Below are 15,760 nucleotides of genomic sequence, written 5' to 3' on the forward strand. Positions count from 1 at the left end.
TCGCGCGATAATATGCGCCCTGGAAGCACTTTTTGGCGGATGGCCGTTCGCTATTGTGCGACAAAATCGCGACAGTGTAGCGGCCCCGTTCTCCCTTCGACCATGATCCCGACCAATCCGGCCCTCGAACTGGCCGCCCGCCCCTCCCCCGAAGCGGTCTCGCCCGCGCCCGCCGGCCCGCGCGAGGCCGAGCCGAGCGAGGACAATATCCGCGGCCTGGTCGACGCGTTTTATCTGCAGGTGCGCGCCGATCCCCTGCTCGGCCCCGTGTTCGGTGCCCGGCTCGACGGCCGCTGGGACGAGCACCTGCCGAAGATGGTCGCGTTCTGGTCGAACCTGGTGCTCGGCACCAAGGGATATCGCGGCAACCTGCAGGCCAGGCACCAGCCGCTCGAAGGCGTCGAGCCGGCGCATTTCAGCCGCTGGCTGGCCCTGTTTCTGAGGACCGTCGAGGCGCGCTACCAGCCGGCCGCCGCGGTGCGCTTCATGGAGCCGGCGCTGCGCATCGCGCAAAGCCTGCAGTTGAGCCGCTTCGGCTGGGACTACCGGATTCCCGACGAGCAGCAGGCCCTGCTCGACGCGATCGCGCCGAAACGACCACGCGACGACGACGCGCATCCGGCACGGCCGCGCGGCGAGCCGTTCCCGGCCCGCATCATCGGCCGGGGCGCCGACGACGGCGCCTGAGCCAGCCCTTCCCCGGAATCCTCGACGCCTAGCCGACGAAGCCGGCCAGCCAGTCCTTCAAGGCGCCGATCTCGCGCAGCGCGAGCAAGTCGCGCTCCAACTCGGCCAGCGCGCGACGCAGGCCGGCGATGTCGTCGCCGAGCGTGCGCAGCGCCGTGTCGGGCGACAGCACGGCATTCGCGCCGATCCCGTAGCCATGCCGGAAATCCGCCTCGACGCGATGCAGTTCGCGATCGAGCGAGGCCAACTGGGCTTTCAGGATGCCGTTGTAATGCCGCAACAATTCGTCGCCGGCACCGGCAAGCCGGTCCGCATCGGCGGCGCCCAGGTCGCGCTCCAGTTCGAGCAGTTGCAGCAGGTCCTGCTTGTCGTAGGCGCGGTTGAGCCGCTGCATCAGTGCGGTCTTGCGCTCGCGTTCGTCCGCATCGGGCTCGCGATCGGGGTGGAGCGCGCTGGCCAGGCGCCGGTAGAGATCGCGCAGCGAGCGGCTGACCTGCGCCGGCGCCATCTCGGGCACCGCCTCGGTGTCGGTGCGATCCGCCTCCGCCTCGGCCGGGCTTTCCGGCTGCGCTTGCGCGGTGGCGGCACGCGCCGCCTCGGCCGCCTTGCGCTTCGAGCTCGAGGCCCGCTGGCGCTCGCCACGCTGGGCCTGGCGCGCCTGCGCGTCGGCCGAGGCGCGTGCCTCCTGCGCGTCCAGCTCGGCCTGGATCCGAAGCATCATCGCTTCCTCGGATTCGTCCTCGGGCGGCTCGGCCGCGGCATGCCCCGGCGCGGCATCCTCGGCCGGTGCCGCATCGCGCCGGCGCGACTTGCCGCCACGACGGCCGGCATCGCCTGCAGCCTGCCCCATCGCCGCCGCGCCATGGCGGGCGAGGATCGCGCGCAATTCGCGATCCGCGTCGGCGCCGAGCAGCGGCCGCGCGAAATGCACGATCAATTGCGATGCCAGCTCGCGCTCGGCCCGGCTCAGCCCCTTCATCTCGGCGGCGACATCGAGCTGGCGCACCAGCTCGGTCTCGCGCGCGCTCAGTTCGCGCGCGAGCGGCACCCATTCCTCGACGTAGCGCTGCTGGAACGGCGGCCAGACCGTCTCCCAGGCGCGCAGCCGCTCGCGGCGCGCGGCCACCTGCCGGGTCAGCGCGTTGAAGCTGCGTTGCGAAGGGGACAAGCCGGCACTGCCGTCTTGCGGCACCAGCAGGATGGCGCCGGGTGGGGATTCGGTCATGATCGGGGAGACACTGCGCGGGAGTTCGGGCGAGGCGCGATGGTAGCGGGCCGGCTGGCCTTCGTCGAGCCGAGCCGAATGAAGTCAGCCGAGGCGCGTCGCCCGGCTTGCCGCCGCCCTCAGCCCGGCTCGCGCCGGTTGCCGGAGCGCAGGCCCCAGCGCGCCAGCGCCGCGTCGTCGCTGCTGCGCGCATCGACCCAGCGCTCGCCCGACGGCGTGCTTTCCTTCTTCCAGAACGGCGCCTCGGTCTTCAGGTAGTCCATCACGAATTCGCAGGAGGCGAAGGCGTCGCCACGATGCGCGGCGACCGTCGCGACGAACACGATCTGGTCGAGCGGCAGCAACCGGCCGACGCGATGGATGATCGCCACCTCAATGCCCGGCCAGCGCGCGATCGCCTCGTCGGCGATCGCCTCGAGCGCCTTCTCGGTCATGCCGGGATAGTGCTCGAGCTCCAGCGCGGCCACCGTCTCGCCCTCGTTGAGATCACGCACCGTGCCGACGAAGCAGGCCACCGCGCCGATCTTCGGATTGCGCGCGCGCAAGGCCGCCAATTCCGCGCCGACCTCGAAATCCCCGGTCTGGACCCTTGCCCTGAGCCTTGTCATCGCGCCTCCTCAGCCGCCCGTCACGGGCGGGAAGAAGGCCACCTCGCAGCCATCCGTGATGCGCGTGCCCGCGTCGGTCATCACGTGATTGCAGGCCATGCGCAGCGCGCGGCCCTCGGCCAGCGTCTCGGCCCAGGCGCCGCCGCGCGCGCGCAGCCAGTCGCGCACGTCGCCCACCGTGGCGATGCCGTCGGGCACCGTCACCGATTCGCCGGCCACGCCGAGCGCCTCGCGCACGCTGGCAAAGAATTTCAGTTCGATCTTCATCGCTTCATCGGATTCGCAGGCCCGGCGGGTTCAGCCGAGCAGTTCGGAAAAAGGCAGGAAACGGACCGTCTCGCCGGCGCTGATCGCGTGGTTCGGCGGATTGTCGATCAGGCCGTCGGCCCAGACGGTCGAGGTCAGCACGGCCGAGCTCTGGTTCGGGTAGAGATCGAGCCCGCCCGCCTCGTTGATGCGCGCGCGCAGGAACTCGTTGCGGCGATCGCCGCTGCGCTGCGTGAAATCGGCGCGCAGCGACAGCGCGCGCGGCGCCACCTGGGTGGCGCCGGCCAGCCGCAGCAGGAACGGCCGCACGAACAGCAGGAAGGTCACGAAGCTCGACACGGGGTTGCCGGGCAGGCCGATGAAATGCGCCTCGCCGCCGGCCTCGGCCCCCGCCGCCTCGCGGCGCACCGCGCCGAAGGCGAGCGGCTTGCCCGGCTTCATCGCGATCTGCCACAGCGCGAGCCGCCCTTCGGCCTCGACGGCGGGCTTGACGTGATCTTCCTCGCCGACCGACACGCCACCGCTGGTGACGATCAGGTCGTGCTCGCGCGCGGCATCGCGCAAGGTCGCGCGCGTCGCCTCGAGCGAATCGGGCACGATGCCGTAGTCGCTGACCTCGCAGCCGAAGCGCTCCAGCAGGCCGCGCAGGCTGAAGCGGTTGGAGTTGTAGATCGCGCCGGGCTTGAGCGGCTCGCCCGGCATGGTCAACTCGTCGCCGGTGAAGAACACCGCCACCTTCAGGCGGCGCCGCACCGCCAGGCTCGCGCAGCCGACCGAGGCCGCCAGGCCCAGCGCCTGCGGCGCGAGCCGCGTGCCGGCCGGCAGGATCACGGCGCCGCGCCGGATATCGGCGCCCTGCGCGGTGATCCATTCGCCCGCCTTCGGCGTGTGCAGGAAATCGACCTCGTCGCCGGCCGCGGCGGCCTGCTCCTGCATCACCACCGCGTCGGCGCCGGGCGGCACCGGCGCGCCGGTGAAGATGCGCGCCGCGGTGCCGGCCGCCAGCGGCTCGGCCGCGTGGCCGGCCGGAATCCGCTGCGAAACCGGCAGGCGGCGCTCGCCGCGCGTCAGGTCGGCGACGCGCACCGCGTAGCCGTCCATCGCGCTGATCGCCATCGGCGGCACGTCGAGCGGCGACACCACGTCGGCGGCCAGCACGCGGCCGAGCGCGTCGAGCGTCGGCACGGTTTCGGAGCCGGCCAGCGGCACCGCCGCGCCGAGCAGCGCGGCGAGCGCGTCGGCGGTCGACAGCATGGGGGGACGGGGGGCCTGGGGAGCGGGAGTCGACATCTGGGTGGTCGTGGGGGGAGCGGAAGCCACATTGTAACGAGCGAGCCGGGCGACGGTGCGATATGACGCGCATGTCGAGGCGCGCATGCCGGCGCCGTCGGAACGCCCGGCAGCACGTCCGGTGGCCCAAAAACGACGAGGCCGCGCCGGGCAAGCCCGGTCGCGGCCTCGTGACGTGCCACGGCTGCGCGCGGGCGAGACACCAGGCGCGCGACGCGAGCCGCGGCACTCGCCGCCGGCGGCTCGCCCGGCGCCTCAGCCGCCGGTATGCGCGGCGATGAAGTCCTTCACCTGCTGCACATCGGCCTTCACCACCTCGAAGCGCTGCGGCAGCGCCTCGATGCCGTCGAACGCGGCGGGACGCTCGGCCTCGCGGCCCAGCGCCTCGCGGATCGTCTCGCCGAACTTGATCGGCTGGGCGGTCTCCAGCACCACCATCGGCACGCCCGGCTGCAGGTGCTCGCGCGCCACCTTCACGCCGTCGGCCGTGTGCGTGTCGATCATGGTCGCGTAGCGCGCATGGACATCGCGGATCGTCGCCAGGCGATCCGCGTGCGTGCTGCGGCCCGAGACGAAGCCGAACTCGGCCACGCGCGCGAAATCGCCGCTCGCGGCGAGATCGAAGCCGCCCTTGTGCTCGACGTCGTGGAACAGTTGCAGCACGCGCGCCGGATCGCGGCCCAGCAGATCGAACACGAAGCGCTCGAAGTTGGAGGCCTTCGAGATGTCCATGCTGGGGCTGCTGGTGTGATAGGTCTGCTCGGCGCCGCGCACGCGGTAGCTGCCGGTGCGGAAGAACTCGTCGAGCACGTCGTTCTCGTTGGTGGCCACCACCAGCTTCTCGATCGGCAGGCCCATCATGCGCGCGATATGGCCGGCGCAGACGTTGCCGAAGTTGCCCGAGGGCACCGTGAACGAGACGCGCTCGTCGTTGCTGCGGGTCGCGGCGAAGTAGCCCTTGAAGTAGTAGACGACCTGCGCGACCACCCGTGCCCAGTTGATCGAGTTGACCGTGCCGATCTTGTGGCGCGCCTTGTAGGCGTGGTCGTTCGAGACCGCCTTGACGATGTCCTGGGCGTCGTCGAACACGCCTTCCACGGCCAGGTTGAAGATGTTCGGATCCTGCAGGCTGTACATCTGCGCCGACTGGAACGCGCTCATCTTCCGGTGCGGCGAGAGCATGAACACGCGCACGCCGGCCTTGCCGCGCATCGCGTATTCGGCGGCGCTGCCGGTGTCGCCCGAGGTCGCGCCGAGGATGTTGAGGGTCTCGCCGTGCTTGGCCAGCGTGTACTCGAACAGGTTGCCGAGCAGCTGCATGGCCATGTCCTTGAACGCCAGGGTCGGGCCGTTCGACAGTTCCAGCAGCGCCAGCGTGGTGCCGCCCTCGCTGCCGAGCGTCTTGATCGGCGTGATGTCGGCGGCGTTCTCGCCATGGCGCGTGTTGGCGTAGACCTCGGCGCGATAGGTGCGGCGCGTGAGCTCGCGCAGGTCCTCGGCCGGGATGTCGTCGCTGAACTTGGAGAGCACCTCGAAGGCCAGCTCCGCGTAAGGCAGCTCGCGCCAGCGCGCCAGTTCCCCGGCGCTCACGCGCGGGTATTCGGCCGGCAGGTAGAGCCCGCCGTCCTTGGCCAGGCCGCCCAGCAGGATGTCCGAAAACGTATGGCGCTCGCCGATGCCGGCGCCGCGCGTCGAAATGTAATTCATGTCGTCCTCAGTTGAGCGCTTCCATGCGCAGCTTCGTGACCTTGGAACGGATCGTCGGCAACGCCTCGATGCTCGCGATCGCCGCGTTCACGTTGCGCTCCACCGTCACGTGCGTGATCAGGATGATGTCGGTTTCGTCGCTGCCGCCGTCGACCTGGTCCGATTCCTTCTGCAGCAGCGCGTCGATCGAGATGCCCGATTCGGCCAGGATGCGCGTGATGTCGGCCAGCACGCCGGTTTCGTCGGCCACCCGCAGGCGCAGGTAGTAGCCGCTGGTGACCGCCTCGATCGGCAGGATCGGCGTGTTCGACAGGCTTTCCGGCTGGAACGCGAGATGCGGCACGCGATGTTCCGGGTCGGCCGTGTGCAGGCGCGTGACGTCGACCAGGTCGGCCACCACGGCCGAGGCGGTCGGCTCGGCGCCGGCGCCCTTGCCGTAGTAGAGCGTGGTGCCGACCGCGTCGCCGTGCACCACCACCGCGTTCATCGCGCCCTCGACATTGGCCAGCAGGCGTTTCTCGGGGATCAGGGTGGGATGCACGCGCAGCTCGATGCCCGCCTCGGTGCGGCGCGCGATGCCCAGCAACTTGATGCGATAGCCGAGTTCCTCGGCGTAGCGGATGTCGGTGGCGGCCAGCTTGCTGATGCCCTCGACGTAGGCGCGCTCGAACTGCACCGGCACGCCGAACGCGATCGCGCTCATGATGGTGGCCTTGTGCGCGGCATCCACGCCCTCGATGTCGAAGGTCGGGTCGGCCTCGGCGTAGCCGAGCTCCTGGGCGGCCTTCAGCGCGGTGGCGAAGTCCAGGCCACGGTCGCGCATCTCCGACAGGATGTAGTTGGTGGTGCCGTTGATGATGCCGGCGATGTACTGGATGCGGTTGGCGGTCAGGCCCTCGCGCAGCGCCTTGATGATCGGGATGCCGCCGGCCACGGCGGCCTCGAACGCGACCATCACGCCCTTCTCGCGCGCGGCCGCGAAGATCTCGCTGCCGTGCACGGCGAGCAGGGCCTTGTTGGCGGTCACCACGTGCTTGCCGTTGGCGATCGCGCGCAGCACCAGCTCGCGGGCGATGCCGGTGCCGCCGATCATCTCGGCGACGATCGAGACCGAGGGATCGTCGACCACCGCCTGGAAATCGGTGCTCAGATCGACGCGCGCGCCGCCCAGCGCGGCCTGCGCCTTGGCCGGGTTGCGCAGCGCGATGCGCGTGATCTCGATGCCCCGGCCGGCGCGCCGCTTGATTTCTTCCTGATTGCGGCGCAGCACCTCGAAGGTGCCGCTGCCGACGGTGCCGAAGCCCAACAGGGCGACTTTGATCGGTTCCATGCTGCGTGTGGTTGCGTTTTGAAGTTGAAGGACGGATGCGGCCGCTCAGGCCGCGTGACGTTTGCGATAGCCGTCGAGGAATCGCGCGATGCGATTGATCGAGTCGGTCAGATCGTCGATGTTCGGCAGGAACACCACGCGGAAGTGATCCGGGGTGGGCCAGTTGAAGCCGGTGCCCTGCACCAGCAGCACGCGCTCCTTGAGCAGCAGGTCGAGAATGAATTCCTGGTCGTTCCGGATCGGGTAGAGCTTCGGGTCCAGGCGCGGGAACATGTAGAGCGCCGCGTCGGGCTTCACGCAGCTCACGCCCGGGATCGAGGTCAGCATGTCGTAGGCGAGCTCGCGCTGGCGATACAGGCGCCCGCTCGGCACCAGCAGCTCGTTGATGCTCTGGTAGCCGCCCAGCGCGGTCTGGATCGCGAACTGGCCCGGCACGTTGGCGCACAGCCGCATCGACGAGAGGATCCCGAGCCCTTCCAGGTAGTCCTTGGCGCGCGCGCGGTTCTCGCCGTTCAGGCCGGCCACGGACATCCAGCCGGCGCGGTAGCCGCAGGAGCGGTAGCTCTTGGACAGGCTGTTGAAGGTGACCGTGATCACGTCCTCGGTGAGCGAGGCCAGCGCCGTGTGGGTCTTGCCGTCGTAGAGGATCTTGTCGTAGACCTCGTCGGCGAAGATCAGCAGGCCGTGCTCGCGCGCGATCGCGATCAGCTCGCGCAGCAGGTCGTCGGAATACAGCGCGCCGGTGGGGTTGTTCGGGTTGATCACCACCAGCGCCTTGGTGTTCGGCGTGATCTTGCGGCGGATGTCGTCGGTATCGGGCATCCAGCCGTTCTGCTCGTCGCACATGTAGTGCACCGGCGTGCCGCCCGACAGGCTCACCGCGGCGGTCCAGAGCGGGTAGTCCGGCGCCGGCAGCAGTACCTCGTCGCCGTTGTTGAGCAGCGCCTGGGTGGCCATCACGATCAGCTCCGAGGCGCCGTTGCCGATGTAGATGTCGTCCAGGCCGACACCCTTCACGCCCTTTTCCTGGGTGTAGTGCATCACGGCCTTGCGCGCCGAGAACACCCCCTTCGAATCCGAATAACCCGACGAAGCCGGCAGGTTGCGGATCATGTCCTGGATGATCTCGTCGGGCGCCTCGAAACCGAAGGGCGCCAGGTTGCCGATGTTCAGCTTGATGATCTTGTGCCCTTCCTCCTCGAGGCGCTTGGCGTGCTCGAGCACCGGGCCGCGAATGTCGTAGCAGACGTTGAGCAGCTTGTTGGATTTCTGAATCGGTTTCACGGCGGGCACGTTCCTGGGCAAGGCCTGCGGGGCAAGAAAAGGGGGGCGAAACTGGAAAGCGGCGGGTGGATGCGCGCTGTCTAGGAAAGCGGTCGGGAAGCGCGGCCGGACGCGGCTTGTGGCGACGCGCGACGCAAATGCCGCCCGGGGGCGACTTAAAAGTTATAATTTAGCGGATTTTCACCCGCTTTCGCAATGCACCATTCCGGCTCGCCGGCCGGGGCGGCGCCCACCGGCACCGCGCACGGCCGGCGGCGCGCCCGCCCGAGCCCCTGGCGGCCGGCGCGCCGCCGGGCCCGCCCCGACCGGGCGCGGGCCAAAACGGTGCAACCGGCCCAACCGATACCGCGGACAACGATTTGAAACTGCATCAGGACCCGAGCGAGGCGCTCAATACCGTCACCGGCTACGGCCCCGACTACGTCGACATCAACCTGGCACGCCACGAGCACAGCGTGATCGTGCTGCCGGCCGCGCCCGTGGTGGCCTGGCCGGTCGACGCCTTCGAGGCGCTGGAGGCCCGCCATTTCGAGCTGTTGCTTGATCCGTCCCCGGAAGTCGTGATCTTCGGCAGCGGCGCGCGCCTGCGCTTCCCGCATCCGCGGCTGACCGCCGCACTGGCCGCGCGCCGGATCGGCGTCGAGACCATGGACTTCCAGGCCGCCTGCCGGACCTACAACATCCTGATGGGCGAAGGCCGCAAGGTGGCCGCGGCGCTGCTGATCGAACGTCCGGCCGCCTGAGGCGCGCCGCTCGTCCCGGCATCCCGGCCTGGCTCCATCATCCCTCCGATCCCTCCCATCATCCGAATCGACATCGAGGGATCGAAGCGTCTTTAATTGAACGTTAAGGCGCGATGCGTTACAAAGCCGGCGGCGCCGCGCCCGCGGCATGCCGCTTTTCCGATTCCGAATTCCGTTTTCCGTTCGTCTGACAGGCTGACCGACTCCATGACCGATACGCCATCGAGGCTGCCGCTCAACCGTGCCGTACTCCTACTGATCCTGCTGGGCCTCGCGCTGATCTGGTTCGGCCCGCTCGGGCTGCGCCACCTGATCCCCAGCGACGAAGGCCGCTACGCCGAGATGGCGCGCGAGATGTTCGTGACCGGCGACTGGATCACGCCGCGCTACAACGGCTACAAGTATTTCGAAAAGCCGCCGCTGCAGACCTGGCTCAATGCCCTGAGCTTCGCCTGGTTCGGCATCGGCGCCTGGCAGGCGCGGCTCTACACGGCGCTGGTCAGCTTCGGCGGGATCCTGCTGGTGGGCTATACCGGCGCGCGCGTGTTCAACCCGGTGGCGGGCCTGTGCGCCGCGGTGGTGCTGGCCGCCTCGCCGTACTGGAACCTGATGGGCCACTTCAACACGCTCGACATGGGCCTGTCGTTCTGGATGACGGTCACGCTCTGCGCGCTGCTGCTGGCCCAGCGCCCGGGCCTCGCCACCGGCGCGACGCGCGGCTGGATGTGGCTGTGCTGGGCCTCGATGGCGCTCGCGGTGCTCTCCAAGGGCCTGATCGGCGTAATCCTGCCCGGCGCGGTGCTGGTGCTCTACACGCTGATCGCGCGCGACTGGGCGCTGTGGAAGCGCCTGCACCTGGTCAGCGGCGTGGTGATCTTCTTCGCGATCGCCACGCCCTGGTTCGTGCTGGTGCAGCAGCGCAATCCCGAGTTCTTCGACTTCTTCTTCGTGGTCCAGCAGTTCCGCCGCTACCTGACGCCCGAGCAGAACCGCCCGGGCCCCGTCTACTACTTCGTGGCGGTGCTGCTGGTGGGCTTCCTGCCCTGGCTGTCGATCGCCGTGCAGAGCCTGCGCCACGCCTGGCGCATGCCGCGCCAGCCCAACGGCTTCGCGCCGATGATGGTGCTGCTGGTCTGGAGCGGCTTCATCTTCCTGTTCTTCAGCGCCTCGCACTCGAAGCTGGTGTCCTACGTGCTGCCGATCGCGCCCTCGCTGGCCCTGGTGCTGGGCGCCTACCTGCCGCTGGTGGCGCGCGAGCGCTACCGCCTGCACCTGATCGGCTACCTCCTGTTCCTGGTCGCAGCGGCCGCGGGCTGCGCGGTGCTCGGCCAGCTTGGCGACGAACGCACCCCGAATTCGCAGTACGTGGAATTCCAGCATTGGGTGTGGGCGGCGCTGGCAGTCGCCTTCGTGCTGACCCTGGTGGCGCTGTGGGTCAACCGCCGCGGCAAGGCCGGCATCGCCGCCACCGCCTTCGTGTTCGGCCTCGCCTGGCTGCTGCTCGGCACCATCGGCGGCACCGGCCACGACGCCTTCGGCCGCTACAGCTCGGGCGCGCTGCTGGCGCCGGCGATCCGCGCCGAATTCGCCAGGCTGCCGCCCGACACGCCGTTCTACGCAGTCGAGATGCTCGATCACACGCTGCCTTTCTACGTCGGCCATACCACCACCCTGGTGGCCTACCAGGACGAACTCACGTTCGGCATCTCGCGCGAGCCGCAGAAATGGGTGCCCACCATCGAGGAATGGGAGCGCCGCTGGCGCGCCGAGCCCGCCGCGATCGCGGTGATGCGCCCCGAGCGCTACGAGGCGCTGCTCAAGGCCGGCCTGCCGATGAAGCTGATCGCGCGCGACAACCGCCGCGTGGTCGTCGAGAAGCCCCAATCCTGAGGAAAGCCGCACCGATGAATCCCGTCTCGCTCGTCTGCATCGTCACCGGCGTGCTGCTCAACGCCTGCGCGCAACTGCTGCTGAAGGCCGGCGTCAATGCCGTCGGCCATTTCGAATTCTCGCGCGCCAACATCATCCCGGTCGGCTTCAAGATCGCCACCCAGTTGCCGATCATCGGCGGGCTGGGCTGCTACGTGCTGAGCGTGGTGGTCTGGATCGTCGGCCTGTCGCGCGTGGACGTCTCGATCGCCTACCCGATGCTCTCGCTCGGCTACGTGGTCAACGCCTTCGCCGCCTGGTACCTGTTCGGCGAGGTGCTGTCGATGCAGCGCCTGATCGGCATCGGCATCATCCTGATCGGCGTGCTGGTGCTCGCGCGCAGCTGAGCGCCAGGGAGCGGAAGGGGCGAGGAAGGGACCCAGCGACGGCACGAAGCCGCGGCATCGCGGCCTCTCCCTCTTCCCCCCACAAAAAGAGACGTTGTAATCTCGCGAACCAGTGTTTAATGCGCATGCCGGATCGCATACGATCCAACCCCATTTAAAGACCATCGCCGCCATGAGCCAGACATCCGTGCCGTTCTTGCCGCTCACCCGACCGGAAATCGACGAGGAAACCATCCAGGGCGTGACCGAGGTGCTCCGTTCCGGCTGGATCACCACCGGCCCGCAGAACCAGCGCTTCGAGGCCGCCCTGTCCGAGTATTGCGGCGGGCGCCCGGTACGCAGCTTCAACTCGGGCACCGCAACGCTCGAGATCGGCCTGCGCATCGCCGGCGTCGGCGCCGGCGATGAGGTGATCACCACCCCGGCGAGCTGGGTCGCCACCGCCAACGTGATCCTCGAGGTGGGCGCCACGCCGGTGTTCGTCGACATCGACCCGGCCACCCGCAACTTGGACCTGGACGCGCTCGAGCGCGCCATCACGCCGCGCACCAAGGCCGTGATCCCCGTCTATCTGGCCGGGCTGCCGGTCGATATGGACCGGCTCTACGCGATCGCGCGCGAACACAAGCTGCGCGTGATCGAGGACGCCGCGCAGGCGCTCGGCTCGACCTGGAAGGGCAAGCGCATCGGCGCGTTCGGCGACATCGTCTCGTTCAGCTTCCACCCGAACAAGAACGTCACCTCGATCGAGGGCGGCGCGCTGGTGCTCAACGACGAGGACGAGGCGATCCTGGCCCAGAAGTACCGCCTGCAGGGCGTGACGCGCACCGGCCTGGACGGCATGGACTGCGACGTGCTGGGCGGCAAGTACAATCTGACCGATGTCGCGGCCCGAGTCGGCCTCGGCCAGCTCGCGCAGATCGAGCGTTTCACCGAGCAGCGCCGGCGCCTGGCGCGCGCCTATTTCGCCGCCTTCGAGGCGAGCCCGGCGGTGGCGCTGGGCGTGGGCCTGCCGCTCGCCGATTTCGAGCACGGCAACTGGCACATGTTCCAGATCACGCTGCCGCTGGAGCGGCTCTCGCTCACGCGCGGCGAATTCATGGCGCAACTGAAGGAAGCCGGCATCGGCTCGGGCGTGCACTACCCGGCGATCCACCTGTTCACGCTCTATCGCGCGCGCGGCTTCCACGAAGGCATGTTCCCGCACGCCGAGCGCTTCGGCGCGTCGACCGTCACCCTGCCGCTGTTTACGCAGATGAGCGAGGCGGACGTCGGGCGCGTGGTCGAGGCGATCAACCAGATTTGCGAACGATACGGAAAATAAGCGGAAATGACTCACCCTGAAACACGCGCCACGAACCCGGAAGTCTCAATCGTCATCCCCGTGTACAACGAGGAAGACGGGCTCGCCGCGCTCTTCGCCCGACTGTATCCCGCGCTCGACGCGCTCGATGCAACGTACGAAGTGATCTTCATCAACGACGGCAGCCGCGACCGCTCGGCAGCCCTGCTCGCCGAGCAGTTCCGCAAGCGCCCCGACACCACGCGCGTGGTCCTGCTCAACGGCAACTATGGTCAGCACATGGCGATCCTCGCCGGCTTCGAGCAGTCGCGCGGCCAGATCGTGATCACGCTCGACGCCGACCTGCAGAACCCGCCCGAGGAGATCGGCAAGCTGGTGCACAAGATGCGCGAAGGCTACGACTACGTCGGCACGATCCGCATGCAGCGCCAGGACAGCCTGTTCCGCCGCAAGGCCTCGGCCGCGATGAACCGGCTGCGCGAGCGCATCACGCGCATCAAGATGACCGACCAGGGCTGCATGCTGCGCGCCTACAACCGCCAGATCATCGACACCATCAACCGCTGCGGCGAGGTCAACACCTTCATCCCGGCGCTGGCCTACACCTTCGCGCAGAACCCGACCGAGATCGACGTCGCGCACGAGGAGCGCTTCGCGGGCGAATCGAAGTACTCGCTGTACAGCCTGATCCGCCTGAACTTCGACCTGGTCACCGGCTTCTCGGTGGTGCCGCTGCAATGGCTGTCCTTCGTCGGCGTGATCCTCTCGATCGGCTCGGCCGCGCTGTTCCTGCTGCTGCTGATCCGCCGCTTCATCGTCGGCGCGGAAGTCCAGGGCGTGTTCACGCTGTTCGCCATCACCTTCTTCCTGCTCGGCGTGATCATCTTCGCGCTGGGCCTGCTCGGCGAGTACATTGGCCGGATCTACCAGCAGGTGCGCGCGCGGCCGCGCTACCTGATCCAGACCGTGCTCGAGGAGCGCGCCGAGCGCGCCCACCTGCCGCTGCCGGGCACCGCCGGCGAGGCCGCGCGATGAAGCCGCGCGCGGTCGTCTTCGCCTATCACAACGTCGGCGTGCGCTGCCTGCAGGTGCTGCTCGCGCGCGGCGTCGAGGTCGCCCTGGTGGTCACCCACGAGGACAGTCCGAGCGAGAACATCTGGTTCGGCAGCGTCGCCTCGGTGGCGCGCGAGCACGGCATCGCGGTGATCACGCCGGCCGATCCGGCCGGCGCGGAACTGCGCGAGGCAGTGGCCGCCGCGCAACCGGATTTCATCTTTTCGTTTTACTACCGGCACATGCTGCCGGTCGCGCTGCTCGCGCTGGCCGCGCGCGGCGCCTACAACATGCACGGCTCGCTGCTGCCGAAGTACCGCGGCCGCGTGCCGACCAACTGGGCGGTGCTGCGCGGCGAGACCGAGACCGGCGCGACCCTGCACGAGATGGCCGCCAAGCCCGACGCGGGCGCCATCCTCGGCCAGACCGCGGTGCCGATCCTGCCCGACGACACCGCCGCCCAGGTGTTCGACAAGGTCACCGTGGCCGCCGAGCAGACGCTCTGGCGCGTGCTGCCGGCGCTGCTGGCCGGCGAGGCGCCGCACCTGCCGAACGATCTCTCGCAGGGCAGCTACTTCGGCGGGCGCAAGCCCGAGGACGGCCGCCTTGACTGGTCGAAGCCGGCCGCCGAGGTCTACAACCTGATCCGCGCGGTCGCGCCCCCTTATCCGGGCGCCTTCACCGAGCTACACGGCCGCCGCTTCGTGGTGGCCCGCGCGCGCCTGGCCGCGCCCGGCTCGCCCGCCGCGCAAGCCGCGCGGGATTTGCCGCCGGGGCTGCACGTAAGCGATAATGCGCTATTCGGCGTCTGCGGCGACAGCCGCGCCGTCTCCATCCTCGAGCTGCGCGAGCAGCATCCTGGCCGTCCGGACCACGAGACGGTCCTGTCTCCCGCTCAATTCGCGCAGTTCATTGATTCTTCCCGTCAGTCATGAAAGCAAAAAAAGTCCTGATCCTCGGTGTGAACGGCTTCATCGGCCATCACCTGTCGAAGCGCATTCTTGAAACCACCGATTGGGAAGTGTTCGGGATGGACATGCAGACCGATCGGCTTGGCGATCTCGTCAACCACGAGCGGATGCACTTCTTCGAAGGCGACATCACCATCAACAAGGAGTGGGTGGAGTATCACGTCAAGAAGTGCGACGTGATCCTGCCGCTGGTGGCGATCGCCACGCCCGCCACCTACGTGCAGCAGCCGCTGCGCGTGTTCGAGCTCGACTTCGAGGCCAACCTGCCGATCGTGCGTTCGGCCGTCAAGTATCGCAAGCACCTGGTGTTTCCGTCGACCTCCGAGGTCTACGGCATGTGCTCGGACGAGCAGTTCGACCCGGATGCCTCGGCGCTGACCTACGGCCCGATCAACAAGCCGCGCTGGATCTACGCCTGCTCCAAGCAGCTGATGGACCGCGTGATCTGGGGCTACGGCATGGAAGGCCTGAACTTCACGCTGTTCCGTCCGTTCAACTGGATCGGCCCGGGCCTGGACTCGATCTACACGCCCAAGGAAGGCAGCTCGCGCGTGGTCACGCAGTTCCTCGGCCACATCGTGCGCGGCGAGAACATCAGCCTGGTGGACGGCGGCTCGCAAAAGCGCGCCTTCACGTATGTCGACGACGGCATCAGCGCGCTGATGAAGATCATCGAGAACCCGGACGGCATCGCCTCGGGCAAGATCTACAACATCGGCAACCCGCACAACAACTACTCGGTGCGCGAGCTGGCCAACAAGATGCTCGAGCTGGCCGCCGAATTCCCCGAGTACGCGGCCTCGGCCAAGCAGGTGCAGCTGGTCGAGACGACCTCCGGCGCCTACTACGGCAACGGCTACCAGGACGTGCAGAACCGCGTGCCGAAGATCGACAACACCATGCAGGAACTCGGCTGGGCGCCGCAGTCGACCTTCGACGACGCGCTGCGCAACATCTTCGAGGCGTATCGCGGCCACGTGGCCGACGCGCGCGCCCTGGTCGAACAGCAAAACTGA

At 68.6% G+C, this 15,760-nt stretch carries 15 protein-coding genes; 8 read left to right on the forward strand and 7 right to left on the reverse strand.

Annotated features, from left to right (window positions below):
• The first annotated feature begins 102 nt into the window (after positions 1-102).
• Entirely contained in the window at positions 103-687 is a 585-nt protein-coding gene (locus BM43_RS34795; protein WP_226285161.1) for a group III truncated hemoglobin, read from the forward strand.
• Positions 688-715: 28 nt separating this feature from the next.
• Here BM43_RS34795 and BM43_RS34800 read toward each other — a convergent pair whose 3' ends face one another.
• From BM43_RS34800 to BM43_RS34830, 7 genes are all read right to left on the reverse strand, one after another.
• Complete coding sequence (locus BM43_RS34800; RefSeq protein ID WP_036051285.1) at positions 716-1,912, reverse strand: J domain-containing protein; 1,197 nt, start codon at positions 1,910-1,912, stop codon at positions 716-718.
• Positions 1,913-2,031: 119 nt separating this feature from the next.
• The gene (gene moaE / locus BM43_RS34805) at positions 2,032-2,520 is read right to left on the reverse strand and encodes a molybdopterin synthase catalytic subunit MoaE (RefSeq protein ID WP_013698275.1); all 489 of its coding nucleotides are present in this window, start codon (positions 2,518-2,520) and stop codon (positions 2,032-2,034) included.
• A 9-nt stretch (positions 2,521-2,529) separates the two neighbouring features.
• A complete protein-coding gene (gene moaD, locus BM43_RS34810; RefSeq protein ID WP_017921957.1) occupies positions 2,530-2,787 on the reverse strand; it encodes a molybdopterin converting factor subunit 1 in 258 nt (85 codons plus the stop codon).
• Between the two features lie 30 nt (positions 2,788-2,817).
• A complete protein-coding gene (locus BM43_RS34815; RefSeq protein ID WP_013698277.1) occupies positions 2,818-4,077 on the reverse strand; it encodes a molybdopterin molybdotransferase MoeA in 1,260 nt (419 codons plus the stop codon).
• Positions 4,078-4,332: 255 nt separating this feature from the next.
• Positions 4,333-5,784 (reverse strand): threonine synthase, encoded by a 1,452-nt coding sequence (gene thrC / locus BM43_RS34820; RefSeq protein ID WP_036041078.1) that lies wholly within the window; start codon positions 5,782-5,784, stop codon positions 4,333-4,335.
• A gap of 7 nt (positions 5,785-5,791) precedes the next feature.
• Positions 5,792-7,114: a homoserine dehydrogenase gene (locus BM43_RS34825; RefSeq protein WP_036051284.1), complete on the reverse strand. Its 1,323-nt coding sequence runs from the start codon at positions 7,112-7,114 to the stop codon at positions 5,792-5,794.
• A gap of 45 nt (positions 7,115-7,159) precedes the next feature.
• Entirely contained in the window at positions 7,160-8,398 is a 1,239-nt protein-coding gene (locus tag BM43_RS34830; RefSeq protein WP_013698280.1) for a pyridoxal phosphate-dependent aminotransferase, read from the reverse strand.
• Positions 8,399-8,757: 359 nt separating this feature from the next.
• On the opposite strand from BM43_RS34830, the gene BM43_RS34835 reads away from it, so the two are divergent.
• The 7 genes from BM43_RS34835 to BM43_RS34865 all read left to right on the forward strand — a co-directional run bounded on the left by BM43_RS34835 (position 8,758) and on the right by BM43_RS34865 (position 15,760).
• Positions 8,758-9,141: an Mth938-like domain-containing protein gene (locus BM43_RS34835; RefSeq protein WP_036041080.1), complete on the forward strand. Its 384-nt coding sequence runs from the start codon at positions 8,758-8,760 to the stop codon at positions 9,139-9,141.
• A 207-nt stretch (positions 9,142-9,348) separates the two neighbouring features.
• Entirely contained in the window at positions 9,349-11,031 is a 1,683-nt protein-coding gene (locus tag BM43_RS34840) for a glycosyltransferase family 39 protein (RefSeq protein WP_036051282.1), read from the forward strand.
• 14 nt (positions 11,032-11,045) lie between these two features.
• Positions 11,046-11,417, forward strand: coding sequence for an EamA family transporter (locus BM43_RS34845; protein WP_013698283.1), 372 nt, complete (start codon positions 11,046-11,048; stop codon positions 11,415-11,417).
• Positions 11,418-11,589: 172 nt separating this feature from the next.
• The gene (locus tag BM43_RS34850; RefSeq protein WP_036051281.1) at positions 11,590-12,741 is read left to right on the forward strand and encodes a DegT/DnrJ/EryC1/StrS family aminotransferase; all 1,152 of its coding nucleotides are present in this window, start codon (positions 11,590-11,592) and stop codon (positions 12,739-12,741) included.
• A 6-nt stretch (positions 12,742-12,747) separates the two neighbouring features.
• Positions 12,748-13,755 carry a glycosyltransferase gene (locus BM43_RS34855; protein ID WP_036041083.1) on the forward strand — a complete coding sequence of 336 codons (1,008 nt, stop codon included), beginning with the start codon at positions 12,748-12,750 and terminating at the stop codon, positions 13,753-13,755.
• Positions 13,752-14,708: a formyltransferase gene (locus BM43_RS34860; protein WP_017920888.1), complete on the forward strand. Its 957-nt coding sequence runs from the start codon at positions 13,752-13,754 to the stop codon at positions 14,706-14,708. The genes BM43_RS34855 and BM43_RS34860 overlap by 4 nt, the downstream gene beginning before the upstream one ends.
• On the forward strand, positions 14,705-15,760 hold the full coding sequence (locus BM43_RS34865; RefSeq protein WP_013698287.1) for a bifunctional UDP-4-keto-pentose/UDP-xylose synthase: 1,056 nt from the start codon (positions 14,705-14,707) through the stop codon (positions 15,758-15,760). Before BM43_RS34860 ends, BM43_RS34865 begins: the two co-directional genes overlap by 4 nt.

Origin of the sequence: Burkholderia gladioli (assembly GCF_000959725.1) — a bacterium.
In the GTDB taxonomy this organism is placed as follows: domain Bacteria; phylum Pseudomonadota; class Gammaproteobacteria; order Burkholderiales; family Burkholderiaceae; genus Burkholderia; species Burkholderia gladioli.

Coding starts and splice junctions, on each gene's coding strand:
- BM43_RS34795 (WP_226285161.1), top strand. CDS start 103: ATGATCCCGACCAATCCGGCCCTCGAACTGGCCGCCCGCCCCTCCCCC.
- BM43_RS34800 (WP_036051285.1), bottom strand. CDS start 1,912: ATGACCGAATCCCCACCCGGCGCCATCCTGCTGGTGCCGCAAGACGGC.
- moaE (WP_013698275.1), bottom strand. CDS start 2,520: ATGACAAGGCTCAGGGCAAGGGTCCAGACCGGGGATTTCGAGGTCGGC.
- moaD (WP_017921957.1), bottom strand. CDS start 2,787: ATGAAGATCGAACTGAAATTCTTTGCCAGCGTGCGCGAGGCGCTCGGC.
- BM43_RS34815 (WP_013698277.1), bottom strand. CDS start 4,077: ATGTCGACTCCCGCTCCCCAGGCCCCCCGTCCCCCCATGCTGTCGACC.
- thrC (WP_036041078.1), bottom strand. CDS start 5,784: ATGAATTACATTTCGACGCGCGGCGCCGGCATCGGCGAGCGCCATACG.
- BM43_RS34825 (WP_036051284.1), bottom strand. CDS start 7,114: ATGGAACCGATCAAAGTCGCCCTGTTGGGCTTCGGCACCGTCGGCAGC.
- BM43_RS34840 (WP_036051282.1), top strand. CDS start 9,349: ATGACCGATACGCCATCGAGGCTGCCGCTCAACCGTGCCGTACTCCTA.
- BM43_RS34845 (WP_013698283.1), top strand. CDS start 11,046: ATGAATCCCGTCTCGCTCGTCTGCATCGTCACCGGCGTGCTGCTCAAC.
- BM43_RS34850 (WP_036051281.1), top strand. CDS start 11,590: ATGAGCCAGACATCCGTGCCGTTCTTGCCGCTCACCCGACCGGAAATC.
- BM43_RS34855 (WP_036041083.1), top strand. CDS start 12,748: ATGACTCACCCTGAAACACGCGCCACGAACCCGGAAGTCTCAATCGTC.
- BM43_RS34860 (WP_017920888.1), top strand. CDS start 13,752: ATGAAGCCGCGCGCGGTCGTCTTCGCCTATCACAACGTCGGCGTGCGC.
- BM43_RS34865 (WP_013698287.1), top strand. CDS start 14,705: ATGAAAGCAAAAAAAGTCCTGATCCTCGGTGTGAACGGCTTCATCGGC.